Below are 23,274 nucleotides of genomic sequence, written 5' to 3'. Positions count from 1 at the left end.
GCCTCGAGGTGCCCGCCGCCGGGGTCGCGCAGCGACACCCGCTGGCCCCGGCGGCGGTGCGGGTGGAGCGCGCCCGCGCTCGCGGCAACGGCACGCGCACCGATCAGACGGCGATCACGGTCTGGTTCGGCCAGGGCCCGTCCCTGCCGGGCGCCGGGAGCGACGTGATGCGCAGCGCGATGCGCATCGGCACCGGCGTGCTCGGCGCCGCCGCGCTGGCGGCGATGACCGCGATCGCCGCGCGCCGCGAGGAGCAGCGTTCGAAAGTCATCGACGCGCCCTCCCCGGCGGTGCCGATTCCCTGATCCGTCGGCAGCGACTGCTCAGTCGTTGAGCCAGGGCAGCAGGGACGGTGCGCGCCGCCCATGCTCGAGCACCGCGAAGCTGGCGCCGTCGGTGCGCAGCACCTCGCGTGAGCACGGGTTCATCGCCTCGCGCCATTCCTGGAGCACGCGCCGTCCGAACGTCTCCGCGGCGGGCAGCGCGGCGGGGATGATCAGCGCAACGGCGCGGTCGGGGAGGCCGATGAGAACGTCGCCGCCGCTGCGCTCGACGAGGCCGCGCAGCACGGCCGGGACCATGACGATGCTCCCCTGGTAGAGCGAATCGCCGGCCAGCCGCCACCCGTCTGCGGGGATGCGCTCGATGGCCGCGACGCGCTCGAGCACGCGACTGAACCTGGTGGCGGTGTTGTCGTCGGCCGCACGGCGCACCGCGGCATCGCCGATGCCCGCCGACCGCCACTCAGCGCGGGGCACGCCGCGCATCACCTGGCCGGGCAGCGACTCGGCGATGAAGGCGACGATGTCGCCGCCGACGCGCTCGGTGAGCAGCTCCTCGCTGCGCGCCAGCGAGTCGAGGTACCCCTGGCTGCGCACGCACCACAGCACGCGCCCCAGCGACACCGACTCGGCGGCGCGGGGCACCATCGTCGCCTCCACGGAGCGCACGAAGTCGGCGATCAGCGCGGCGGTGCGTGCGGGCTGGCGCTCGCAGGCCCTGTGGAGGGTGGCCAGCGGCAGGGTGACGTCGAGGCCGGGTCCGTGCACGCGCAGCGAGTACCGCGCCGGGTCGATGTCGACGGTGGTGCCGCCGTACCGCGCGGCGACCTGGAGACGCATGCGCTCCGCGAACGCGGCCCGGTCCCCGGGGGAGTCGGCCATCAGCCGCCTAGGCGGCGCGCCGCCGCTTGCTGGCGACGTAGTCGACCAGGACGTAGTCGCCGAGGCGGTCGGGGCTGATGAAGAAGGCGCGCCCGCGGTTGAGCCGGGTCATCTCGTCGACGAATTGCACCAGCTGGTGGTTGGACTCGAGCATGAAGGTGTTGATCACGATGTGCTCGCGGGTGCAGCGCTGCACCTCGATGAGCGTCTTCTCGAACGTCTCCGGCAGTGGTGGGTAGAAGAACACCGGGCGGCCGTTGTCGATGTGGGCGGTGGGCTCGCCGTCGCTGACGATGATGATCTGCTTGTTGGCCGCCGAGTCGCGGGCGAGCATGCGCCGCGCCAGCATCAGGCCGTGCTGCATGTTGGTGCCATACACGTACTCGTTGACGCTGAGGTGAGGCAGGTCGGAGGAGCTGATCTCACGAGCGATGTCGCTGAAGCCGATGATGTGCAGGGAGTCGCGCGGGTACTGGCTGCGGATCAGTGAGTCGAGCGCCAGCGCCACCTTTTTGGCGGCGTAGAAGTAGCCGCGCAGCGGCATGCTGCGGCTCATGTCGAGCATGAGAACCGTCGACGAGCGCGTTAGCGCGTCGCTGCGGTGCACCTCGAAGTCGTCCGGGGTGAGCCGGGGCACGCCGGCGCGGGCCGGCGCCTCGGATGCCTGGCGCTGGATCGCGTTCATCACGGTGCGCTCGACGTCGAGGTCGAAGGGATCGCCGAACTCGTACGGCTTGCTGTCGTCGGCACGCTCGCCACGCTGGCCGCGCCGCGGGAGCGCGTGCTCTCCGAAGCGATCCTTGCGCAGCTGCGCGAAGAGGTCGCCGAGCGCCTTCTGGCCGATGCGCCGCATACCCCGCGCGGTGAGCCGCAGGCCGTCGGCGTCGCGCTGTACCAGGCCACGCGCCTCGAGCTCGCGGGCCATCTGGGAGAGCTGGTCGAGGCTGCGCGCGGCGTCGTCACCGAGCATGTCGCGCAGCTGGCTGCGCGCATCCGGGGGGATCTGACCGCCGCGGTACACCTCGCGCAGACTGCGCTCGAGCTCCTCCATCGACTGGAGGCGGCCCATCAGGTTCATCGCCTCGTCCAGCGGCAGCTGCTCGCCGCCGAAGAACGAGTAGCGCGAGCCCAGGCCACCACGCGGTGAGAGCATCTCCAGCCCAGCCCCGAGCTCGGCGAGCTCGGCCTGCAGCTCGGGGTCACCGAACGTGGCGTCCATGAGGTCACCGAGCTGGCTGCGCATCTCCGGGGAGAGCGAGCGCATCAGCGAGTCCATGCGGGCCATCTGCTTGGTGATCTCGTCGAGGAAGTCGTCGACCTTGGGTGGCGCGTTGGGAAAGAGCCGGCCCCACTTCTCCAGGAAGCTCTCGTAGCTGCGCTGCCGCTGGGCGTCGGGAACCCCCTCGAGCTTCTCGCGCACCAATCGGTTGAGGTCCTTGGCCATGGCGCGCAGCGTGGCGACGTCCTCGCTGGACATCGACTGCATCTGCTCGGTCATCTCTTTGAAGTACGTGTCGACGACGCCCTTCTTGATCTCCTCGAGGAGGCGCTGGAAGGCCTGCTCCGCGCGCTCGTCCATGAACTCGTAGCCCTGGAGCTCGCGGATGGCGCCACCGGGGTCGCGCGGCAGGTTGTCGAGCTGCTCGCGTCGCTTGGCGGCGACCCGGTCGAGGATGCGTCGTGCCGATTCGTCCTCGACGGTGCTGACGCGCTCGTCGATTCCCTGGCGCTCCATGCGCACCACGTTGTCCAGCTTCTCGGTGATGTCATCGAAAACACCGTTGAGGCTGTACTTCTCCAGCTGCTTGCGACGCTGCCGGGCCAGACGCTCGGTCATCTCCTCCAGCCCCATGAGCCGGCGTCCCGACTTGTCGCGCCAGCCCTGGCTGAGCATCCGACGCAGCGCTGTCTCGAAATCCCAGCCGTGGAACACGTCCTCGCTGAGCCGGTTGAAGATCTCCTCGACGTCAGGCCCCAGTGGGTCCTGAGTGCCGTCCCAGGCGCTGAAGCGATGCGTGCTCACCCGCCGTACACGGCGGTGCCGTCCATCTCCGTCTTGTTGAGCCGCTTACCACGGTGGAGGCCTTCCAGCACGAACTCCAGCACGGCGACCCGCGACGGCGCGCTCGTCGGCTCGCCAAGCTTGGTGGTGGCGGCGTCGATGCCGGGAAGCTCGCCCAGAGCCGCGGCGTATGCCGTCGCGGGCAGCGCATCGCCGGCCTCCACGGTGAAGCCGCCGTGCTCGAAGCGCTGCACCAGCTCCGCGAACTCGCCGACGTTGAAGTGGCGGCGGAAGACGTTGTGGCAGGCGGTGACCAGCATCTTGTCGAGGACTGCGCTGTCATCGCCGTCGTCGAGGGTCTCCATCTCGAGCTTGCCGGCGCTCGACGCGATGAGCGCGGGCAGGTCGCTGATGCGCGCCACCGCCTCCTTCTCACCGGTGCGCAGCGCGCGCCGCAGCGCGTTGCTGGCCAGGTTCTCCTGGTTGGCGATGGACATGCGTACCGACACACCACTGCGCTGGTTGATCTGCGGATGGCGACGGGCGAGCTGCGTGTACTCGGCGACGATCTCCTTCATGTAGTGGGGCACGTGCACCGGAACCGGCATGTCGTCGAAGGTGGTCGCCTCCTGGTCGATGATGGCGATCTCGTGCTCGACGCTGCGCGGGTAGTGGGTGCGGATCTGGGCGCCGAAGCGATCCTTGAGCGGGGTGATGATCCGGCCGCGGTTGGTGTAGTCCTCGGGGTTGGCTGTGGCCACCACGAAGACATCGAGCGGCAGGCGCAGCCGGTAGCCGCGGATCTGCACGTCGCGCTCCTCGATGATGTTGAGAAGGCCCACCTGGATGCGCTCGGCGAGGTCGGGCAGCTCGTTGATCGCGAAGATGCCGCGATGGGTGCGCGGGATCAGCCCGTAGTGGATGGTCAGCTCGTCGCTGAGGTAGCGGCCCTCGGCGACGCGAATCGGATCCACCTCGCCGATGAGGTCGGCGATCGAGGTGTCCGGGGTGGCCAGCTTCTCGCTGTAGCGCATGTCCGGGCTGAGCCAGGCGACCTCGACCTCGTCGCCGTGCTCTACCACAAGATCACGGCAGCGCCGGCACAGCGGGTCGTAGGGGTCGTCGTTGATCTCGCAGCCGGCGATCGCCGGGATGGCCTCGTCGAGCAGCGCGCACAGCCCGCGCAGCAGCCGCGACTTCGCCTGGCCGCGCTCACCGAGGAGGATGAGGTCCTGGCCTGCGAGCAGCGCGTTCTCGAGCTGCGGGATGACGGAGTCCTGGTAGCCGAGGATGCCATCGAAGAGGGCGTCGCCGGCGGCGAGGCGTCGGATCAGGTTGCGGCGGAGCTCGGCACGGACCGGGATCACGCGGTACTCCGTGCGGCGCAACTCGCCGATCGTGGACGGCCGGGAATCGGGCATGCCGTTCACCTTACACCGGCCCCGCCCGGCGACCCAGTCTAGGAGCCGGTCGCCTGCAGCTGGCGGCGGTGGGCCCCATCTCGTGCGGCCGCCACCAAACGCTCCGCGAGACGCGGGTCCTGGCCGAAATGGAGGTGGACAAGGGAGGCCAGCATGGTCGGCGTGCTCCAGCCCTCGCAGCCCAGCGGCTCGCCCTCGACGTCGTGGACTGAGTAGGCGTTGGCACCGGCCTGGATCCCGGCGAGGAGGCGCGCGAAGTGGAACTCATGGCCGCGCAGCGTGGTGCCCGCCTCCCCGAGGATGTTGTCGCCGGCGAGACGCAGCTCGCGATAGCCGGTGTGCAACACACCGGCCTCGAGCGCGACGTCGAAGGGGACCAGCGACGCCATGTTGTGGACGTTGCCGTCGCTGGTGTGCAGCGTGCGCGCGCAGTACATCAGGCCACCGCACTCCGCGTAGATGGGCACGCGGTGCGCGTGAGCGCGGCGCAGGGAGTCGATGAAGGCGTGGTTCGCCGCCAGCCGTGGGACGAACATCTCGGACACGCCGCCACCCATGTAGACGGCGTCGAGGTCTCGCGGCAATACCCGGTCCTCGAGCGGCGAGAACGTGATCACCTGCGCGCCCGCGTCTTCGAGCAGCTCGAGGTTCTCCGCGTAGTAGAAGCAGAAGGCGTCGTCGAACGCGACGCCGATCCGAGGGCTGACGTCACTGACGCTGCGCGCGTGGGGAAAGCTGGACGCGTGAACCGGGCGCGCCCGTGCCATGAGGCGCTCGATCAGCGCCATGTCGCAGCGTCGTTCCACCGCGCCGGTGAGCTCATCGAGCGCGGGGTCGACATGCGGGTTCTGCGTGAGCGGCAGCAGCCCGGTGCGCACCTCGGGGATCTGCACGTTGGGCAGGCGCGGAAGCGCGCCGAGGACCGGCAGGCGGGCCCAGTTCCAGACTGCGTCCTCGACGACGCGCCGGCGATAGTCGCTGGGCACGTTGTTGAGGACGACCCCGATGACGTCGAGCTCCGGGTCGAGCTGCCTGGCGCCCAGCGCAACTGCCGCTGCTGTCTCGGCGAGGTTGGCGACGTCGATGACCAGCACCACCGGTGAGCCGATCAGACTGGCCAGCTCGGCGGTGCTGCCCGGGAAGCGCACCGCCCCGAGCTGCGTCGTGTCGGAGCCCCCGTGGCCGTCGAAGATGCCCATGGTGCCCTCGACGACGGCGCAGTCGGCCTCGGCAATCCCGTGGGCGAACGAGTGCACAACACCGTCACGACCGAGCATCCACGAGTCGAGGTTGCGACAGGGGCGCCGGCTGGCATGCGCCAGGTAGGCGCAGTCGACGAAGTCGGGTCCAACCTTGAACGTCTGGACGCTGCGGCCGCGACGCCGGAATGCGCCCACAAGTCCCAGCGCGACGGTGGTCTTGCCCGCGCCCGAGCCGGTTCCGGCGACCACCACGCTGGGGATCGACGTCCGATCCGCCACTGCGCTCTCCCTGCGCGACCCGGCCTGGTGACGCGGCGACGACGTGAGCTGGGACAGCGTCCCGGCGTTTCCGCCGGACGGTCGTTGGCGGCGACGCTAGCACCTGCTTGCCAGGCGTGTAAAGGAGGGAGCAGGACTTGCCGGCGGCCACCTCGCGCCGTCACCCGTTGGGGTGAAATCGCCGACAAAGGCTGGTCATCCGGGTCAGCGATGTCTATCGTATGCCCGCAAAGGCTCGCCGGCTGCTCGGCCGCGCACGAGCCCCACAAGGGAGGCGGGTGATGAGCTCGACAGGATCCTGGAGGGGGAGGCGCGCTGCGTCCCTCCTTGGAGTGGCGGCGACCCTGCTCGCCGCGTCGTGCGGCAGCAGCCCCGGCAACAGCGGACCGGCCGTCACCAAGACGACCGCGACGTTCGCGGAACCCCCGGGTGCGACCCCGAGCTACATCTTTCCGTTGATGTCCTTGAAGTACTTTAGTGTGGTCAACGCTTCGCAGTTCCAATACCTCCTGTACCGCCCGCTCTACTGGTTCGGCGAGAACGGCCAGGTGCACCTCAACGACCGTCTCAGCCTCGCCAACGCGCCGGAGTACTCGGCCGACGGGACTTCGGTGACGATCACTCTCAAGCACTACGTCTGGTCTGACGGCCAGCCGGTGACCACCCGCGACATCGAGTTCTGGCAGAACCTGGTCACGGCGAATAAGGCGAACTGGGCGGCGTACTCGCCGGGCGAGTACCCCGACAACGTCACCAGTGTGACTGTCAACAGCCCGACGTCGATCACGTTCCACCTCAGCCAGAAGTACGGACAGTACTTCTTCACGTACAACGAGCTCAGCCAGATCTCACCTCTCCCCCAGCACGTGTGGGACAAGCAGGCGGCGAGCGGCGCGGTCGGGGACTATGACAGGACGCCGGCCGGCGCGACCGCAGTCTACAAGTACCTCGACGGCGAAGCCAGCAATCTTGGAACGTACGAAACCAACCCGCTGTGGCAGGTTGTGGACGGTCCGTGGAAGCTGAAGTCCCTCAACGCTGCCGGGCTGCTCAAACTGGTGCCTAACGCCTCGTATTCCGGACCAACCAAGGCGAAGCTCACCGAGTTCGACGAGGTCCCATTCACCAAGGACACTGCTGAGTTCAATCAGTTGAGGAGCGGCACCACCGGGGCGAACGCCATCGACTATGGATACCTGCCGCAGCAGGACGCCCCTCAGAAGGACGCCATCGCCGCGCTCGGCTACAGCTTCTCGTTGTGGGCGAACTGGGGCATCACCTACTTCCCCGAGAACTTCACCAACCCCGTGAGCGGCCCGATCTTCAAGCAGCTCTACTTCCGGCAAGCGATGCAGGACCTGATCGACCAACAGACATACATCAAACGTGCGTACAACGGCTACGCCTACCCGACGTACGGGCCCGTTCCCGTCAAACCGTCATCGGCCTACGTCACCCAGCTCGAGTCGAACAACCCGTTCCCGTTCAGTCCGAGTGCAGCCGTCTCTCTGCTCCAGTCGCATGGATGGACAGTCAATCCGGGCGGCATCAGCGTGTGCAGCTCGCCAGGGGGCGCCGACAACCAGTGTGGTCCCGGTGTGGCGGCGGGAGCCAAGGCTTCCTTCCACCTCGAGTACGCTAGTGGTACGGCCCCGATTGACAACGAGATGGCCCAGTTCAAGACCGATTTCGCCAAGGCCGGGATCCAGATCATCCTCTCCACGAACACCTTCAACAGCGTGATCGGGACGGCGATTCCTTGCGCAGCCGGTCAGGATTGCAAGTGGGACATGGAGTTCTGGGGCGGCGGATGGGTGTACGCACCTGATTACTACCCGACAGGTGACCTCCTCTGGGCGACAGGGGCGGGCTCCAACGCCAACGGTTACAGCGACCCCCAGATGGACCAGCTCATCAACAACAGCGAGGTGAGCAATGACGTCCAAGCGCTCAAGGCATACGAGGACTACGCCGCCAAGCAACTGCCGGTCATCTGGATGCCGACCGCCTACTACGCGCTGAACGAGATCAACAGCCACCTGCAGGGCGTGGGCCCGCTGGATCCACTTCTGCAGATCTACCCCGAGGAGTGGTCCTGGTCCTGAACGTTCTTCGGGCAGTGAACGTTCCAACGACACGCAGACACAGGGGTGCCGGGCTTGCCCTGGCATCCCTGGCGTGTGCCGCCCCGCGTAACAGGTAAGAGCGGAACAGATGGTCGGGTACATCATCCGGCGACTGATCCAGGCCCTCTTTGTCACCCTCCTGGTGACGATGGGAATCTTCCTGTTGTTGCACGTGTTGCCGGGCGGCGCGGCCCGTGCCATCCTCGGCCCGCGGGCGAACGCCGCGCAGATAGCTCAGTTCAACCATGACAACGGGCTGGACCAGGCGCTTCCGCTCCAGTACTGGGCCTACCTGACCCACGTGATCCGTGGAGACTTCGGTTTCTCCTACAAGCTGAACCAAAGTGTCGGCTCGATCCTCGCTCAGGACATCCCCAAGACGATGCTGCTGGTGGGCCTGAGCTACGCGGTGGCCATCGTGGTGGCGGTGCCGCTTGGCATCTATCAAGCGGTGCGTCGCAACAAGGTTGATGACTACGCCCTGACCGGCGCGACCTTCATCTTCTACTCGATGCCCGTGTTCTGGCTGGGCATCCTCCTCATCGGACTGTTCTCCTTCACCCTGCATCTTCTCCCGGCGGAAGGGCCGCAAGGGGAGAATGTCGGCGACCTCCTCGGCCAGTTGTCCTCCATCGTCCTGCCGGTGGCCACCCTGTCGCTGATTACCATCGCGTCCTTCAGTCGCTACATGCGCTCGTCCACTCTCGAGAACATGGTGCAGGACTACGTGCGCACCGCCCGCGCCAAGGGAGCGTCGAACAACCGCGTTCTCTACGTCCATGTCCTGCGCAATGCCCTGATCCCGATCATCACGCTCATCGGGCTTTCGGTCGGGTTCATTTTCAGCGGTGCCCTGATCACCGAGGCGCTCTTCAACTATCCCGGCCTGGGACTGCGCTTTTGGAATGCCGCGCTGACCAACGACTTCCCCGTGATCCTCGGGATCATCGTCGTCGCGGCGTTCGGCACGGTGCTCGGCAACCTCGCGGCCGACATCATGTACGCGGTCGCGGATCCGCGCGTGAGGCTCTGACGAGATGAGCGTCGGCCCCCTCGCCGCAGACGCGCGCGATGCCTCGATCCAGGCCGCGCCCGTCGACGCGCCCGCGGAGATCCAGGACTTGGTTCCCGCCTTCGAAACCCGCGGCGTCTGGCGGCTCGCCGTGGACGTCTTCCTCGAGCACCGCCTCGCCGTTCTCGGCCTGGGCATCATCGTCTTCATGGTGTTGTTCTGTTTCGTCGGCCCCCTTGTGTACAGCACGGACCAGACCACTACCAACCTGAACAACCAGTTCATCACGCCGGGCACCGCCCATCATCTGGGTACCGACCAGCTTGGCTTCGACCTCATCGGCAGGCTCATGATCGGCGGCCAGACGTCCATCGAGGTTGGTCTCGCCGCCGCGTTCATTGCGACAACATTCGGCGTTCTGTACGGGGCGATCTCTGGATACGTCGGAGGCTTCGTCGACACGGTCATGATGCGCATCGTCGATGCCTTCCTGGCAGTACCAGGCTTGTTCCTTCTGCTGTTTCTCGCGGTGGCGCTGGCGCCGGTGAACATGTTCGTGCTCATCCTGGTGGTTGCCGTGGTTGCATGGCTGATACCGGCACGCCTGGTGAGGGCGGAGACGCTGAGCCTGCGCAGCCGAGAATACGTTCAGGCCGTGACCATGATGGGTGGCGGTGGCACGCGCACAGTCCTGCGGCACATCATTCCCAACACCGTTGGAACCATCATCGTCAATGCCACCTTCCAGGTGGCCGACGCGATCCTGCTGGTGGCCTCGCTCAGTTTCCTTGGACTGGGGATCCCCCCACCGGCGACGAACTGGGGGGCGATGCTGTCAGACGGTGTCACCTACTACGCCGACGGCTATTGGTGGCTGATCTATCCCGCCGGCATCGCGATCGTGCTGACCGTGATCGCTTTCAACTTCGTCGGCGATGGCCTGCGTGACGCGCTGGAGGTGCGCCTGCAGAAACGGTGAGTTGCTAGGCGGCCTCACCCACCGGCGGCAGGAGTGGAAAGTGGCAGGCGGCCTGGTGCTGCGGACCGAATGGACGCAGCGGTGGCTCCACCTCAGCGCACAGGGTCTGCGCGCGCGGGCAGCGAGTGCGGAAGCGACATCCCGACGGAGGATCGATCGCCGACGGGATCTCGCCCTTGGGAGTGTCGACTCGCTTGCTGCGCTCCACCTGCGGATCCGGGATGGGAATGGCGCTGACCAAGCCGCTGGTGTAGGGGTGCGCCGGCCGCGCATAGATATCGTCCCCACTGCCGATCTCCACGAGCTTGCCCAGGTACATCACCCCGATGCGGTCGGCCATGTACTTCACCACCGAGAGGTCGTGGGAGATGATCACGTACGTGAGGCCGTACTTCTCCTGGAGCCGGTTCATCAGGTTGAGGATCTGAGAGCGGATGGAGACGTCGAGAGCCGACACGGGCTCGTCCGCGACGACCAACTTGGGCTGCATTGCCAGGGCACGCGCCAGGCCGATGCGCTGGCGCTGACCGCCGGAGAACTCGTGGGGATAGCGATCCATGGCCGCGTGGGCGAGCCCAACGTCGGCGAGCAGCTCGGAGACGCGGTCGCGCTGCTCCGCTCGAGTACCCAGTTTCTGGATGGCGAGAGGCTCGCGGAGGATGGTCGAGACCCGCATGCGCGGGTCCAGCGACGCGTAGGGATCCTGAAACATCATCTGCATGTGGCGCCTGCGACGGCGCAGCAGGCGCCACGGCATAGCGGCGATGTCCTCGCCGTCGATGTTGATCGAGCCGGAGGTCGGCTCCTCGAGGGCGACGATCATTCGCCCCGTGGTGGTCTTGCCGCAGCCCGATTCCCCCACCAGGCCGAATGTCTCGCCGGGACTGACGCTGAATGAGACGTCCGACACGGCGTGCACGCTGCCGACGCGGCGCCGCAGGACAGCACCGACCGTGACTGGGAACTCCTTGACCAGGTGGCGAACCTCGAGGTAGGGCCGGATCCCGGTTGGGCTCTCTGGCACCGGTGCGTCGGCCACAGCGCCGCCGGTCACGCGGTCCGCACCGGCGCCGGGGCGGGCTCTGCAGTGTCGACCTCAGCAGGATGGTGACAGGCATAGCGATGACCCGGCTCGTGTTCGACCAACGGAGGCTCCTGCGTGTGACATATCTCGGTGTCGAAGCGACAGCGCGCCGCAAAGCGACACCCCGCCGGCGGGTTGGTGAGGTCGGGGGGCAGGCCCGGAATGCTGTACAGCTCGCTCGAGGTCTCCTGGTCGAGTCGAGGGATGGCGTCGACTAGGGCCTCTGTGTAGCGATGGCGCATCTGTGCGAACAGGGTCCTCGTCTCCGCCTCTTCGACAATCTTGCCCGCGTACATGACCGCAACGCGGTCAGCGCGGCCGGCGATCACGCCCATGTCATGGGTGATGAGCAGCACCGCCATCTGAAGCCGGCGCCGCAGGTCATCGAGGAGGTCCAGGATCTGGGCCTGGATCGTGACATCCAGAGCGGTGGTGGGCTCGTCAGCAATGAGCAGGCTGGGCGCGCACACCAAAGCCATCGCGATCATGCAGCGCTGCCGCAGACCGCCGGACAGCTGGTGCGGGTAGTCGCCGAAACGCTCCTGCGGTCGGGGCATGCCCACGAGTCCGAGGACCTCGATGGCGCGCCCTCTTGCCTGCTCAGCAGTGACGTGCTCGTGGATGCGCAGCGCCTCTGCAATCTGGTTGCCGACGGTCATGGTCGGGTTGAAAGAGGTCATCGGGTCCTGGAAGATGACCGCGACGTCGTTGCCGCGCAGCTCGCGCATCTCCCGCTCCGCCAGGGGGACGAGGTTGCGACCGTTCAAGGTCACGCTGCCACCAACGATCTGGCCGCCGGGCGGCAGCAATTTCATGATGGACATGCCGGTGATGCTCTTCCCGCAGCCGGATTCGCCGACCAATCCCAGCGTCTCGCCGGGTGCGATGTGCAAGGAGATGCCGTCGACCGCGTGGACGGTGGAGCGAGTGAGTCGGATGTTGGTGGTGAGGCCGTCGATGTCGAGGACGTTCGGCATGGTGATGTCTCCCAGCGTAAACCTGGACTCGCACACAGTGCAACGCCGCCGGGACGGGGTCCGGAAGGGGTCTAGGAGGCCGGGGCGGCCGGGCCCGCGGCCGCGACCCGCTGCACTCGCGTGCCCGCGAGCTCGACCACCGGCTCGAGGCGCGCCGGGCGGATGTCACGCAGCCGGGCGCGGACCCGCACCATCCCCTGCCACTCGTCGCGCTCGAGCGCGACGCAGACGTCGACGCGGCGGCCTCGGGGCAGGTGGTCGGCGAGGAGCGGCTTGAAGAACGCGATCGCCTCGATGATGCCGTTGCCGTCGCTGAGCGCCACGCGCAGGTGCTGAGAGTCGGCGCCAAAGGTGCTCGTCGACAGCACCGCGCAGTCGCGCATCGCCAGCACCGGCGCGGCGTTGCCCTGGCCGCACGGTTCGAGCAGATCGAGGAGGTCGCACGTGCCCGGGACGCACTCGGCGGTAGTGATGCTGCCGTCGATGGCCACAACCCGCTCGCGGGGCAGGTCGCCGAGCTGCTGGGCCACCGCCGCGCGGACCGCGTCGGCGAACTCGTCGAAGCGGGCCGCCTCGAGGCTGAAGCCGGCGGCGACCTTGTGACCGCCGTAGCGCAGCAGCGTTGCGGCGGCGCCGTCGAGCGCTTCGACGATGTGGACCGCGGCGATCGATCGCGCCGATCCCTTGGCCTCCGTAGGATCGAGGCAGACGATAAAGCTGGGCCGCGCGTACTTCTCGGTGAGGCGCCCGGCGACCAGCCCGACAATCCCCATCGGCCAGTCCGGGCTGCCCAGCACGATCGCCGGGTCATCCTCGGGCAGCGCGGCGACCATCCCCTCCGCCTCCGCCATGGCCACTGCGACCGCCCCCTGCCGCTCGCGGTTCTGCGCGTCGAGCCGCGCCGCCAGGTCGACGGCCACATCCTCGTCGTCGCAGAGGCAGAGGTCGAGCGCCAGCTTGGCGTCCTCCATCCGCCCGGCGGCGTTGATGCGCGGACCGATGCCGAAGCCGATGTCGGTGGCGCGCAGGTCGCCGGATATGCCGGCCGCCTGGCAGAGCGCGCGAATGCCGGTGTGGTCGCGCAGCCGTGGCAGGCCGCGCTGCACGATGAGCCTGTTCTCGCCACGCAGCGGCATCATGTCGGCGACGGTGCCGAGGGCGGCCAGCCCGAGGCCGTCGTCGGTGCTGCCGGGTAACACCAGGCCGGCATCCTCGAGCGCGGCGAGGAGCTTCCACGCGACCCCGGCGCCGGCGAGGCCGTCGAACGGGTACTCGCACCCCGGTTGCTTGGGATTGATGAGCGCGTCGGCAGGCGCGAGCGCCGGCGGAGCGCCGTCGGGTGCGAGCGGCAGATGGTGGTCGGTGACCACCAGGCGCATCCCCTGCGGCCGCGCCGCCGCGACGTCGACGCTGCTGGTGCCGCAGTCGACGGTGATGACGCAGCGCACGTCCTGCGTGTACAGCTCGGCGAGCGCGGCACCGTGCAGCCCGTAGCCCTCGCTCATGCGGTTGGGGATGTACGGCACGGTGTCGACGCCGGCGCGGCGCAGCGCGCGGCTCAGCATCGCGCAGGCGGTGACGCCGTCGGCGTCGTAGTCGCCGTACACCGCGATGCGCTCGCCGGCGCGGATCGACGAGCCGAGCACCTCCACCGCCGCCCCCATGCCGCGCAGGCCGAGCGGGTCATGGAAGATGGCGGCGCTGTCCAGGAAGATCGCGGCGCTGCCGTCGTCGTGTCCGCGCGCGGCGAGGATGCGACCGAGGAGCGGCGGATGGCCGGGCAGCGGCGCGGAGTCGGAGACCTGCCATGTACGCGGGGCGGGCTTCATCGGCGTTCCTCGACAGGACGGGTGGGATGGACTGAGGTTGACCGTGGCCGGCGACAGCTCCCTGTCGCCGGACCACAGCCTATCCCCTCCCGGGCGGCCTCCGCCCTCTGTCAGACGCTCGACGGCACTCCCGACGTGACGACGGCGACGCTACGGCCGCGAAGTCCCAGAACAGCCCCGATCAAGCCCAGCAGCGCACCCGCTGCCGTCACGTAGACCCCCGCCCCCACGGAGACCGTGACTCCAGAGCTGGAGCCGTCGATGGGATTCGCCGCGGCGAAAAACACAAGAGCTGCCCACAGCGCGGCCATGACGGCGACCGCGACGGCGAGCAGGTGACCCCAGCGCTGACCCGCCGCGACAGCGAAGGCGGCGACGACGAGCAGGATGCCGAGGGCCACGGTGGTGCCGACGTCATAGCCGGCGTAGTCGAGGCCGCGGCGCGAGGCCAGCGTCAGGTCTCCGACGATCGCCGTGGACCATTGCAGCGGCAATCCGATGAGGACGACGATCCCACCGGCGAGGAGCAGCACGGAGGCGGCGGGTCGCTTCATGTGCGGTGAGGTGCTCCTTGCGGACGGATGGATCTGGACTGAATGCAGCAAACGCGCCAGCTGCGCCGCCTAATATCGCTGCCCGCGGGACCGCTGTCGACTGTTGCGCACGAAAGAAGTGTCAAGGCCCGTTAAGGAACGTCAGATCACCCGGCCATCAATTGACGAAGCACGTGCAGAAGGATGCCGCCGGCCCGGAAATACTCGACATCGGTGGCGCTGTCGAGGCGGCAGATCGTCTCGAAGGTGGTGTCGCCGCCCTCCCCGCCGGCGGTCACCTCAATGATCACGCCGGGACCGGCCTCGGCCACTCCCCTGATGGTGTAGCGCTCGGTGCCCTGCAGCTCCAGGGACTCAACGGAGTCACCGTCGCGGAACTGCAGCGGGAGCACGCCCATGCCCACGAGGTTGCTGCGGTGGATGCGCTCGAACGACTGGGCGATGACCGCGCGGACGCCCTGCAGCATCGGTCCCTTGGCGGCCCAGTCACGCGACGATCCCGAGCCGTACTCGCGACCGGCGAGGATGATCAGCGGGACACCCTCGGATGCGTAGCGCATTGCGGCGTCGTATATGGACATCAGCTCGCCGCTGTCGAGGTGGGTGGTCCAGCCGCCCTCCCTGCCACCGGCAAGGGCGTTGCGCAGGCGGATGTTCGCGAAGGTGCCGCGTATCATCACCTCGTGGTTGCCGCGCCGCGCGCCGTAGGTGTTGAAGTCGCGCAACTCCAAGCCGTGCTCGCGCAGGTACTGCGCGGCCGGGGAACTCGGCGCGATGCTGCCCGCCGGCGAGATGTGATCGGTGGTGATCGAGTCGCCGAGCACGGCGAGCACGCGGGCGTTCTCGATGGCCTCGGGCGGCGTGGGTTGCTCTCCGGCGGTGGCGAAGAACGGCGGTTCGCGCACGTACGTCGAGTCGTCCTCCCACACGAACATCGCGCCGGTCGGAGCCGGCAGCTTCTGCCAGTGCTCGTCGCCGTCGAAGATGCGCGCGTACTCGTCGTGGAACATCGACTGCTGCAGACCGCGGGTGGTGGCGTCGGCGATCTCCTCGGCGGTGGGCCAGATGTCGCTGAGGAAGACGTCGGCGCCGTCCTTGCCGCGCCCGAGCGGCTCGCTCGTGAGATCGATGTCAAGGGTCCCGGCGAGCGCGTACGCCACCACCAGCGGGGGCGACGCGAGGTACGCCGCCTTCACCTGCGGGTGGATTCGGCCCTCGAAGTTGCGGTTGCCGCTGAGCACCGCCGCCACCGCGAGGTCCTCGGACTCGATGCGCGCCGACACCTCCTCGGGCAGCGGGCCGCTGTTGCCGATGCAGGTGGTGCAGCCGTAGCCGACGGTGTTGAAGTGCAGTGCGTCGAGCGCGTCCGACACGCCGGCGCGCTTCAGGTAATCGGTGACCACACGCGAGCCCGGGGCCAGCGACGTCTTGACGTGCTCGGCGACGTGCAGGCCGCGCTCGACCGCGTGCTGGGCGAGCAGGCCGGCGGCGAGCATCACCGACGGATTGGAGGTGTTGGTGCACGAGGTGATCGCGGCGATCACCACTGAGCCGTCGGCGAGTCCCTTGGCGCTGCGGCCATTGCCGGCGGCGGCGGGCAGCGGTTGGGGGTTGCCGGTTGCACCGGCGGGATTGCCTCCCTCCTCGACGAGGCGCGCGAGGTCGCCGTTGCGCTGCGGGCGATCGTCGCCGCCGCCGCCGTACACCGCGGTGAAGGAGTCCCACACGCCGGGGAGAGCGACGCGGTCCTGGGGACGTCGCGGCCCGGCCACCGAGGGCACTATCGACGCCAGGTCGAGGTCGAGCGTCTCGCTGAACAGCGGCGTCTCCGACTCGTCGGTGCGGAACATGCCCTGCTCACGGCAGTAGCGCTCCACGAGGTCGACGTGCTCCTCCTCGCGGCCGGTCTGGCGCAGGTACTCGAGCGTGCGCGCGTCCACCGGGAAGAACGACGCCGTGGCGCCGTACTCAGGGGCCATGTTGGAGAGCGTGGCCCGGTCGGCCGCGGTCATCGAGGAGAGCCCGGCGCCGCAGAACTCCACGAACTTGTTGACGACGCCATGCTTGCGCAGCATCTCGGTGAGCGTCAGCACCAGGTCGGTGGCGGTGGTGCCCACGGGCAGCGCGTTGTGGAAGCGAACCCCGACCACCACCGGGGAGAGCAGGAACAGCGGCTGGCCGAGCATGCACGCCTCGGCCTCGATGCCGCCGACGCCCCAGCCGAGCACGCCGATGCCGTTGACCATGGTGGTGTGCGAGTCGGTGCCGACCAGCGTGTCGGGGAGCGCCACCTTCCTGCCATCGTCGTCACGAACCTGGACGACGCGGGCGAGGTACTCGAGGTTGATCTGGTGGACGATGCCCATCCCCGGCGGCACCACCCGGAACCCCTTGAAGGCCTGCTGTGCCCAGCGCAGCAGCATGTAGCGCTCACGGTTGCGCTCGTACTCGCGCTCGATGTTGCGGCCGTACGCCCGGGCGTCGCCGAAGGAGTCGACCTGCACGGAGTGGTCGACGACGAGGTCGACCGGGACCAGCGGATCGATCTTGCCCGGGTCACCGCCGGCGCGCTGCATGGCGGCGCGCATGGCGGCGAGGTCGACCACCGCGGGGACGCCGGTGAAGTCCTGGAGGAGGACGCGCGAGGGCACGAACGGGCGCTCCCGGTCGTGCTCGGGGCGCTTGCCGTCCCAGGCGGTGAGCGCGGCGACGTCGTCCTCGTTGGCGAAGGGCGCGTCGGCGTGGCGGAGCGCGTTCTCGACGAGGATCTTGACGGTCATGGGCAGCCGCGAGGGGTCGCCGACACCGCTCTCGGCAAGGCGGTTGATGCGGTAGTAGTCGACGCCGTCCGCCAAGGTGGCCCGGGCGCCGTAGCGATCCCTGCTGCTCATGCTTCGATCATCCCACTCGGTGCGACCGCGACGGCGCGCGGTCAGCTCGGCGTCGAGATCTGGGCGAGGTACGACGTGAGGTGGGTGTACCAGCCGCTGAGAAGGAGCAGCCCGAGCGCGACCGTGAGCACGCCGCCGATGCGGGTCATCGGGCCGGCGAGCCGGGCGACGCGGCGGGGCAGTGCGGGCAGCGACGCCCAGAGCAGCGCCATGAGCACGAAGGGAAGACCGAGCCCGATCGAATAGGCGAGCAGCAGCGCCGCGCCGGAGAGGACGTGGGCGCTGCTCGCCGCCAGCACGAAGGCCACGCCCAGGTACGGCCCCACACACGGCGTCCAGCCGATCCCGAACACGACGCCGACCAGGTAGGCGGCGGCCACCCCGCGACCGCGCAGTCGCTCGGGGAGGGACACGCCGCGCACCCGCTCCAGGAATGGCAGGCGCAGCGTCCCGACGACCACCATGCCGAAGAGCACGAGCAGGATCCCGCCGGCGATCTCGACGCCGCGCTCGACCTGGCGGATGGAGTGGCCGATGCCGGCGGCGCCGATGCCGAGCAGGATGAAGACGGTGGTGAAGCCCGCCACATAGAGGATCGAGCCGGCCACCAGGCGGCCGCGGAAGTCACGGCGGCGGCGGTTGTCGGCGAGGTCGGTGGCGGTCGCGCCGCTGACCGCGGAGAGGTACGCGGGCAGCAGCGGCACCGAGCACGGCGCCAGGAACGAGGCGAGCCCGGCGACGAACGTCGCCACCAGCGAGGCGATGCTAATCACCGTGCGTCAGCCGAAGGTGAATGTGTAGAGACGGAAGCCGTCAGGCACGGTGAGGTCGATCACGCGGCGGTTGCCGCCCTGGTTCTGTAGCAGGTGGTAGAGCTGCTGACCGGTGACGTCGAGGCCGGAGGCGGTGAGATCAGGGCCGCGCTGCGACGCCGGGATGGCGGCGCCGTCGACCGTGACCGTGACGTGCGCGGTCTGCCCGTTCTGGCCGGCGACCAGGTAGACGTCGCGTGCCGAGAAGCTGAGACGGACGTAACCCGGCGACGCCGCCACCAGGTACTCGCCCTGGTCCGCCCACCTGCCGGTCACGAGGATCTTGTCGGCGTCGCGCGGCGGCCCTGGATCGGGATATGTGGTCGGCTGTCCGGTCGCACCGTAGGACTCGCCGTCGGCGAGCTGGCCGCGCACGCTTCCGGCGTACAGCTCGGGTGTCTGCGAGCTGACGTCCGGGGTGGCCGCGACCGGCGTGGGTGAGCTGTTGATGCCGAGCAGAGCGGCGATCGCCGACTCGGTGACGTCGTACTCGCCCTCGCCGAAGTGCATGTAGGCGACGCGCCCCGACTGGTCGATGAGGTACTCGGCCGGCCAGTACTGGTTGCCGTACGCGTTCCAGGTGCTCATCGCGGAGTCGAGCGCCACCGGCCAGGTGACCCCGAAGCGCTGCACAGCCGCAGCGACGTTGGCGCGCTGTTTCTCGAAGTCGAACTCCGGTGAGTGCATGCCCACGATCACCAGGCCGCGGCCCGCGTACGTCTGTTGCAGGTGCTGCAGGTGCGGGATGGTGCGCACGCAGTTGACGCACGAGAACGTCCAGAAGTCGACGAGCACCACCTTGCTGCGCAGGCCGTTGACGGTGAGCGGCTGGCTGTTGAGCCACCCGTCCAGGCCGGTGAACTCGGCGGCGTTCATGCGCTGGTCGGTGGGGATCAGCGCGGCGTTGCCGCGACCGGTGGCGGCGCTGGGCGGCGTCGTCCGCGCCAGGACGGTGAGGACCACGGCACCCAGGGCGAGCGCGGCCAGCCCGGTCAATGCCCAGCGGTAGCGCGACATGGGGTTCAGAGTACGCCGCGGTCATTCCCGGTGAGCCGCGCACGGCGCAGGGGGTGAGAGCACGGACGGTGATGAAGCGGTTTACGTGGCCGTCTGCACGTCCATCGCCTGGCGCGCGGCTGCCAGCAGAGCGTCCGCGGATCGCTCGACATCCGCAGCCGTGGTGGCGTGATTGCACACCGAGATCCTCGCCACGACCTGGTCCCGCCACACGCTGCCGCCGAGCCACAACACGCCGTCGTTCTGGGCTTTCTCGATCACGGACCGGGTGAGGTCGTCGCTGCCGTCGAAGCGCACCAGCACCTGGTTGAACACCACGTCGTTGAGCACTTCGACGCCGGGTTGGCCAGCGAGCAGCTCCGCAAACTGGCGAGCGCGTTCGTGCAGGCCGGTGACCAGGTCGTCAACACCGGAGCGTCCGAGTGCCCGCAGCGCGGCCCACACGGGGATCGCCCGCGCACGCCGCGAGTACTCGGGGACCCAGGCGTTGGCATCGCGCTCGGCGACGTCGAACGCGACGTAGCTGCCGGTGCCGCTCATGGCCGCACGGTGTGCCTCGGGCAGGGCGCAGGCCACGAAGCCGCAGTCGTACGGGGTGTTGAGCACCTTGTGGGCGTCGGTGGCCCACGAATCGGCCTGCCCAACGCCGGCCGTGAGGTGTCGCAGCGATTCGCTCGCTGACGCCCAGAGCCCAAAGGCGCCGTCGACATGGACCCACGCTCCGGCGTGATGAGCGACCGTGCAAATACGCGGGAAGTCCTCGAATGCGCCGCTGTGGATGTTGCCCGCCTGGGCAAGCACGATCGTCGGCGCATCGGGGTCGCGTGACAGCGCCTGGGCGAACGCTTCCGGAGCGACCCTCCCCTGGACGTCGGACGGAAGCGGCGTGAGCGCATCGCTGCCGATCCCGAGGTAGCGGAGCGCAATGTCGACGGTGACGTGGCGGTCCTCTGCGGCGAGGACGCGGATGGCAGGCGCTCCACGGAGGCCGGCGCGCTCGACGTCGACACCACGACGGCACAGCAGCTCGTGCCGGGCGGTGGCCAGCGCGGTGAGGTGAGCTGTCTGGCACCCAGTGGTGAAGCCGAACGAGCTGAGCGCCGGCAGCCCGAGCAGGTCGAGCAACCAGCGACCGGCCTGATCCTCGAGGCGGGCGAGAGCGGGACCAGCGGCCGACACCCCACCCACCGAGTCCCAGGCCGACACCAGCCAGTCGGCGGCGAGCGCCACCGGGAGGGTGCCGCCGACGACCCACCCGAAGAATCGCGGCGAGCCGGTGAGCAGGAGACCGCCCTCGACCACGTCCGCGAGGGAGTCGATCACTGCGGCTGGATCGGACACGCCCCGGGGGAGCTCGGGCGGGAGCTGCGCGCCCGCTTCGTGGGCTGACTTGACAGGACGGACCGGACGCTCGGGGAGGGCGGCAAGGTGACGGCGCGCGGCGTCGAGCGCCGCGTCGAGCGGATCGCGCGCGGGCGGGACTGTCACGGGACGTGATTGGACCACGCCGGCGGCGGCAACGTCTCGAGCGCCGGAGGCCCGGACCGCCTAACGGTCGAGACGCTGGCCCACACGAACCCGGTACCGCGGTGCTACGTTCGCCTCCGCGAATCAGCGTCTGAGAGCAGGAGTCGGGGGGGCCAATGCCAGATCGCAACCGCGAGAGCCGTCCGGGCTCGGCGCCAGCCGTGCCGTCGCGCCGCACCGGCAACGCCCGACCGATCTCCTCGCCTCCCAAGCAGTCCGCGGCGAGCGGGCCGAAGCCGGCGTCGATCATCGTCTTCCCCGCCGGCTCCTGAGCTCAGCCCGCGCCTGACGCGCTGTCCCGGCGTCGCCGTACGGGCAGACGCGGCCGTTAGGCTGGTCGCCGTGCAGGAATGACAGGGAGGACGCGCGTGCCCCGAGCTGGCGGACGGGTGGTGATTGAGGACGTGCGCCCGGCTGTCGACGGTGGCGCGCTCGCCGCCAAGGGAGCGGTCGGCCTGCCCCTGCGGGTGAGCGCCATCCTCATCGCCGACGGGCACGACCGCCTGCTCGGCTGGGTGCGCCATGGTCCCCCGCGCACAACGGCGGGGACGGCGTCGTCGCAGCTGCCCAGCGGCTGGCGCGAGTTGCCGATGGAGCCGCTCGGCAACGACCACTACGCCGGCAGCGTCGTGCCCGCGGATGTGGGTCCCTGGAGCTTCGAGGTCGCGGCCGTGCCGGACGACTACGGCAGCTGGCTGCGCGATCTGCGCCTGCGCTTCGACGACGGCCAGGACGTGGCCGTCGAGCTCCAGGAGGGCGCCCTGATGGCCGAGCACCGCGCCACCCGCGCGGACGTCAGCGCCACCGACAAGCGCGCGCTCAGCGCGCTGGGGCACGCGTTGCTGCGACGGCGTGAAGCTGCCCGGCTTGTGGCCACTGCCGAGGCGGAGACCGCGGTGGCGCTGATGCGCCGCACGGTGAACCGCAGCGCGGCGACGCTGGCCGGTCCGTTCCCGCTCTGGATCGACCGCGAGCTCGGCGCGTTCGCAGCGTGGTACGAGTTTTTCCCGCGCTCCGAGGGAGCCACGCCGCACCACCCCGGCACCCTGAAGACCGCCAGGGCACGGCTGCCCGGTGTGGGCCAGATGGGCTTCGACATCGTCTACCTGCCGCCGATCCATCCCATCGGCGTCACCCACCGCAAGGGTGCCAACAACAGCCTCACCCCCGGCCCGGAGGACCCCGGGAGCCCGTGGGCGATCGGCTCGGCGGAGGGGGGCCACACGGCCATCCATCCCGACCTCGGCACCATCAAGGACTTCGACGCGTTCGTCGCCGCGGCTGGCAGCGCCGGCATCGAGGTTGCGCTCGACTACGCGCTGCAGTGCAGCCCCGACCATCCCTGGGTCACCGAGCACCCGCAGTGGTTCCGCCACCGCCCCGACGGCTCGATCCGCTACGCGGAGAATCCGCCGAAGCGCTACCAGGACATCTTCCCGATCAACTTCGACACCGCGGACCGCGAGGCGCTCTGGGACGCGCTGCGCGACGTCATGCTGTTCTGGATCTCGCACGGCGTGCGCGTGTTCCGCGTCGACAACCCGCACACCAAGCCGATCGCGTTCTGGGAATGGCTGATCGCCGAGGTGCACGCGAACCACCCCGACGTCCTCTTCCTCGCCGAGGCGTTCACCCGCCCGGCGATGATGCGGCGCCTCGCCAAGGTGGGCTTCACCCAGTCGTACACGTACTTCACCTGGCGCAACACCAAGCGGGAGCTCGAGGCGTACCTCACCGAGCTCTCCTCGACCGAGATGGTCGACTACTACCGGCCCAGCTTCTGGGTCAACACCCCCGACATCCTCCACGCGTTCCTGCAGCACGAAGGACCGGCAGCGTTCCGGCTGCGCCTGGTGCTGGCCGCGCTCACGGCGCCGTCGTGGGGGATGTACAGCGGCTACGAGCTGTGCGAGAACCTGGCGGTGCGCGAGGGCAGCGAGGAGTACCTCAACTCCGAGAAGTTCCAGGTTCGCACCCGCGACTGGAACGACCCGCGCTCGCTGGCCCCGCTGATCGAGCAGCTCAATGGCATCCGGCGACGCCACCGTGAGGCCATCGCCTTGCTGCGCACCCTGCGCGTGCACCACATCGATTCAGACCACATGCTCTGCGTCTCGCGGATGAGCGACGATGGCAGCGACGTGCTCCTGGTCATCGTCAACCTCGACCCGCACTCCGCCCGCGAGGCCACCATATGGCTGGACCTCGAGGCCCTGGGCATCCCTGCCGACGCGCCCTTCGCCGCCCACGACGAGCTGACCGGGGCGACCTACAGCTGGTGGGGCCCGGCCAACTACGTGCGCCTCGACCCGGCATACCAGGCGGCGCACGTGCTCCACCTGCGCCCGCAGCAGTGACCGCCACCGGACGTCGCCGCCAGTCGCCGCCCCAGGAGGACG

At 69.1% G+C, this 23,274-nt stretch carries 18 protein-coding genes; 6 read left to right on the top strand and 12 right to left on the bottom strand.

Features of this window, described 5'->3' with window-relative positions:
* Nucleotides 1–305: hypothetical protein (locus JF886_RS04130; RefSeq protein ID WP_337309898.1), on the top strand; the 305-nt coding region annotated here is incomplete at its 5' end.
* An 18-nt stretch (nucleotides 306–323) separates the two neighbouring features.
* On the opposite strand, the gene JF886_RS04125 is transcribed toward JF886_RS04130, so the two are convergent.
* The 4 genes from JF886_RS04125 to JF886_RS04110 are packed head-to-tail and all read right to left on the bottom strand — an operon-like array spanning nucleotide 324 to nucleotide 6,067.
* Nucleotides 324–1,163 (bottom strand): hypothetical protein, encoded by an 840-nt coding sequence (locus JF886_RS04125; protein WP_337309896.1) that lies wholly within the window; start codon nucleotides 1,161–1,163, stop codon nucleotides 324–326.
* Nucleotides 1,164–1,170: 7 nt separating this feature from the next.
* On the bottom strand, nucleotides 1,171–3,186 hold the full coding sequence (locus tag JF886_RS04120; protein ID WP_337309894.1) for a vWA domain-containing protein: 2,016 nt from the start codon (nucleotides 3,184–3,186) through the stop codon (nucleotides 1,171–1,173).
* Nucleotides 3,183–4,586 carry a magnesium chelatase ATPase subunit I gene (locus JF886_RS04115; protein WP_337309892.1) on the bottom strand — a complete coding sequence of 468 codons (1,404 nt, stop codon included), beginning with the start codon at nucleotides 4,584–4,586 and terminating at the stop codon, nucleotides 3,183–3,185. The genes JF886_RS04120 and JF886_RS04115 overlap by 4 nt, the downstream gene beginning before the upstream one ends.
* A 38-nt stretch (nucleotides 4,587–4,624) precedes the next feature.
* Entirely contained in the window at nucleotides 4,625–6,067 is a 1,443-nt protein-coding gene (locus JF886_RS04110) for a cobyrinic acid a,c-diamide synthase CobB (RefSeq protein WP_337309890.1), read from the bottom strand.
* Between the two features lie 281 nt (nucleotides 6,068–6,348).
* On the opposite strand from JF886_RS04110, the gene JF886_RS04105 reads away from it, so the two are divergent.
* The 3 genes from JF886_RS04105 (at nucleotide 6,349) to JF886_RS04095 (ending at nucleotide 10,184) form a co-directional block, all read left to right on the top strand.
* Nucleotides 6,349–8,172 (top strand): peptide ABC transporter substrate-binding protein, encoded by a 1,824-nt coding sequence (locus tag JF886_RS04105; protein WP_337309889.1) that lies wholly within the window; start codon nucleotides 6,349–6,351, stop codon nucleotides 8,170–8,172.
* Nucleotides 8,173–8,281: 109 nt separating this feature from the next.
* Nucleotides 8,282–9,226: an ABC transporter permease gene (locus JF886_RS04100; protein ID WP_337309887.1), complete on the top strand. Its 945-nt coding sequence runs from the start codon at nucleotides 8,282–8,284 to the stop codon at nucleotides 9,224–9,226.
* 4 nt (nucleotides 9,227–9,230) lie between these two features.
* Entirely contained in the window at nucleotides 9,231–10,184 is a 954-nt protein-coding gene (locus JF886_RS04095) for an ABC transporter permease (protein ID WP_337309885.1), read from the top strand.
* Nucleotides 10,185–10,188: 4 nt separating this feature from the next.
* On the opposite strand, the gene JF886_RS16905 is transcribed toward JF886_RS04095, so the two are convergent.
* The 8 genes from JF886_RS16905 to JF886_RS04060 form a co-directional block, all read right to left on the bottom strand.
* Nucleotides 10,189–11,238, bottom strand: a complete 1,050-nt coding sequence (locus tag JF886_RS16905; RefSeq protein ID WP_502711390.1) for an ABC transporter ATP-binding protein — start codon at nucleotides 11,236–11,238, stop codon at nucleotides 10,189–10,191.
* Nucleotides 11,235–12,245 carry an ABC transporter ATP-binding protein gene (locus JF886_RS16900; protein WP_502711389.1) on the bottom strand — a complete coding sequence of 337 codons (1,011 nt, stop codon included), beginning with the start codon at nucleotides 12,243–12,245 and terminating at the stop codon, nucleotides 11,235–11,237. Before JF886_RS16900 ends, JF886_RS16905 begins: the two co-directional genes overlap by 4 nt.
* A 71-nt stretch (nucleotides 12,246–12,316) precedes the next feature.
* Entirely contained in the window at nucleotides 12,317–14,074 is a 1,758-nt protein-coding gene (gene recJ / locus JF886_RS04085; RefSeq protein ID WP_337309883.1) for a single-stranded-DNA-specific exonuclease RecJ, read from the bottom strand.
* A 110-nt stretch (nucleotides 14,075–14,184) separates the two neighbouring features.
* Nucleotides 14,185–14,628 carry a hypothetical protein gene (locus JF886_RS04080; RefSeq protein WP_337309881.1) on the bottom strand — a complete coding sequence of 148 codons (444 nt, stop codon included), beginning with the start codon at nucleotides 14,626–14,628 and terminating at the stop codon, nucleotides 14,185–14,187.
* A gap of 146 nt (nucleotides 14,629–14,774) precedes the next feature.
* Nucleotides 14,775–17,519, bottom strand: a complete 2,745-nt coding sequence (gene acnA, locus JF886_RS04075) for an aconitate hydratase AcnA (protein ID WP_337309879.1) — start codon at nucleotides 17,517–17,519, stop codon at nucleotides 14,775–14,777.
* Nucleotides 17,520–17,560: 41 nt separating this feature from the next.
* Nucleotides 17,561–18,292 carry a cytochrome c biogenesis CcdA family protein gene (locus tag JF886_RS04070; protein ID WP_337309877.1) on the bottom strand — a complete coding sequence of 244 codons (732 nt, stop codon included), beginning with the start codon at nucleotides 18,290–18,292 and terminating at the stop codon, nucleotides 17,561–17,563.
* 6 nt (nucleotides 18,293–18,298) lie between these two features.
* Complete coding sequence (locus JF886_RS04065) at nucleotides 18,299–19,348, bottom strand: redoxin family protein (protein WP_337309875.1); 1,050 nt, start codon at nucleotides 19,346–19,348, stop codon at nucleotides 18,299–18,301.
* A gap of 81 nt (nucleotides 19,349–19,429) precedes the next feature.
* Complete coding sequence (locus tag JF886_RS04060) at nucleotides 19,430–20,836, bottom strand: pyridoxal phosphate-dependent decarboxylase family protein (protein WP_337309873.1); 1,407 nt, start codon at nucleotides 20,834–20,836, stop codon at nucleotides 19,430–19,432.
* 155 nt (nucleotides 20,837–20,991) lie between these two features.
* Here JF886_RS04060 and JF886_RS04055 point away from each other — a divergent pair, with 155 nt between their 5' ends.
* The gene (locus JF886_RS04055; protein ID WP_337309871.1) at nucleotides 20,992–21,147 is read left to right on the top strand and encodes a hypothetical protein; all 156 of its coding nucleotides are present in this window, start codon (nucleotides 20,992–20,994) and stop codon (nucleotides 21,145–21,147) included.
* A gap of 96 nt (nucleotides 21,148–21,243) precedes the next feature.
* Nucleotides 21,244–23,232: an alpha-1,4-glucan--maltose-1-phosphate maltosyltransferase gene (locus tag JF886_RS04050; protein ID WP_337309868.1), complete on the top strand. Its 1,989-nt coding sequence runs from the start codon at nucleotides 21,244–21,246 to the stop codon at nucleotides 23,230–23,232.
* Nucleotides 23,233–23,274 lie beyond the last annotated feature (42 nt).

Source organism: Candidatus Aeolococcus gillhamiae (genome assembly GCF_016464765.1).
GTDB lineage: Bacteria > Chloroflexota > Dormibacteria > Aeolococcales > Aeolococcaceae > Aeolococcus > Aeolococcus gillhamiae.
Note: the sequence above shows the minus strand (reverse complement) of the source record. Positions and strands in the feature narration are given on the sequence as shown.

Bases quoted from the DNA above. Each gene is read 5' to 3' on its own strand.
- JF886_RS04125 (WP_337309896.1), bottom strand. From the start codon at position 1,163: ATGGCCGACTCCCCCGGGGACCGGGCCGCGTTCGCGGAGCGCATGCGT.
- JF886_RS04115 (WP_337309892.1), bottom strand. From the start codon at position 4,586: ATGCCCGATTCCCGGCCGTCCACGATCGGCGAGTTGCGCCGCACGGAG.
- JF886_RS04105 (WP_337309889.1), top strand. From the start codon at position 6,349: ATGAGCTCGACAGGATCCTGGAGGGGGAGGCGCGCTGCGTCCCTCCTT.
- JF886_RS04100 (WP_337309887.1), top strand. From the start codon at position 8,282: ATGGTCGGGTACATCATCCGGCGACTGATCCAGGCCCTCTTTGTCACC.
- JF886_RS04095 (WP_337309885.1), top strand. From the start codon at position 9,231: ATGAGCGTCGGCCCCCTCGCCGCAGACGCGCGCGATGCCTCGATCCAG.
- JF886_RS16900 (WP_502711389.1), bottom strand. From the start codon at position 12,245: ATGCCGAACGTCCTCGACATCGACGGCCTCACCACCAACATCCGACTC.
- recJ (WP_337309883.1), bottom strand. From the start codon at position 14,074: ATGAAGCCCGCCCCGCGTACATGGCAGGTCTCCGACTCCGCGCCGCTG.
- JF886_RS04080 (WP_337309881.1), bottom strand. From the start codon at position 14,628: ATGAAGCGACCCGCCGCCTCCGTGCTGCTCCTCGCCGGTGGGATCGTC.
- acnA (WP_337309879.1), bottom strand. From the start codon at position 17,519: ATGAGCAGCAGGGATCGCTACGGCGCCCGGGCCACCTTGGCGGACGGC.
- JF886_RS04065 (WP_337309875.1), bottom strand. From the start codon at position 19,348: ATGTCGCGCTACCGCTGGGCATTGACCGGGCTGGCCGCGCTCGCCCTG.
- JF886_RS04055 (WP_337309871.1), top strand. From the start codon at position 20,992: ATGCCAGATCGCAACCGCGAGAGCCGTCCGGGCTCGGCGCCAGCCGTG.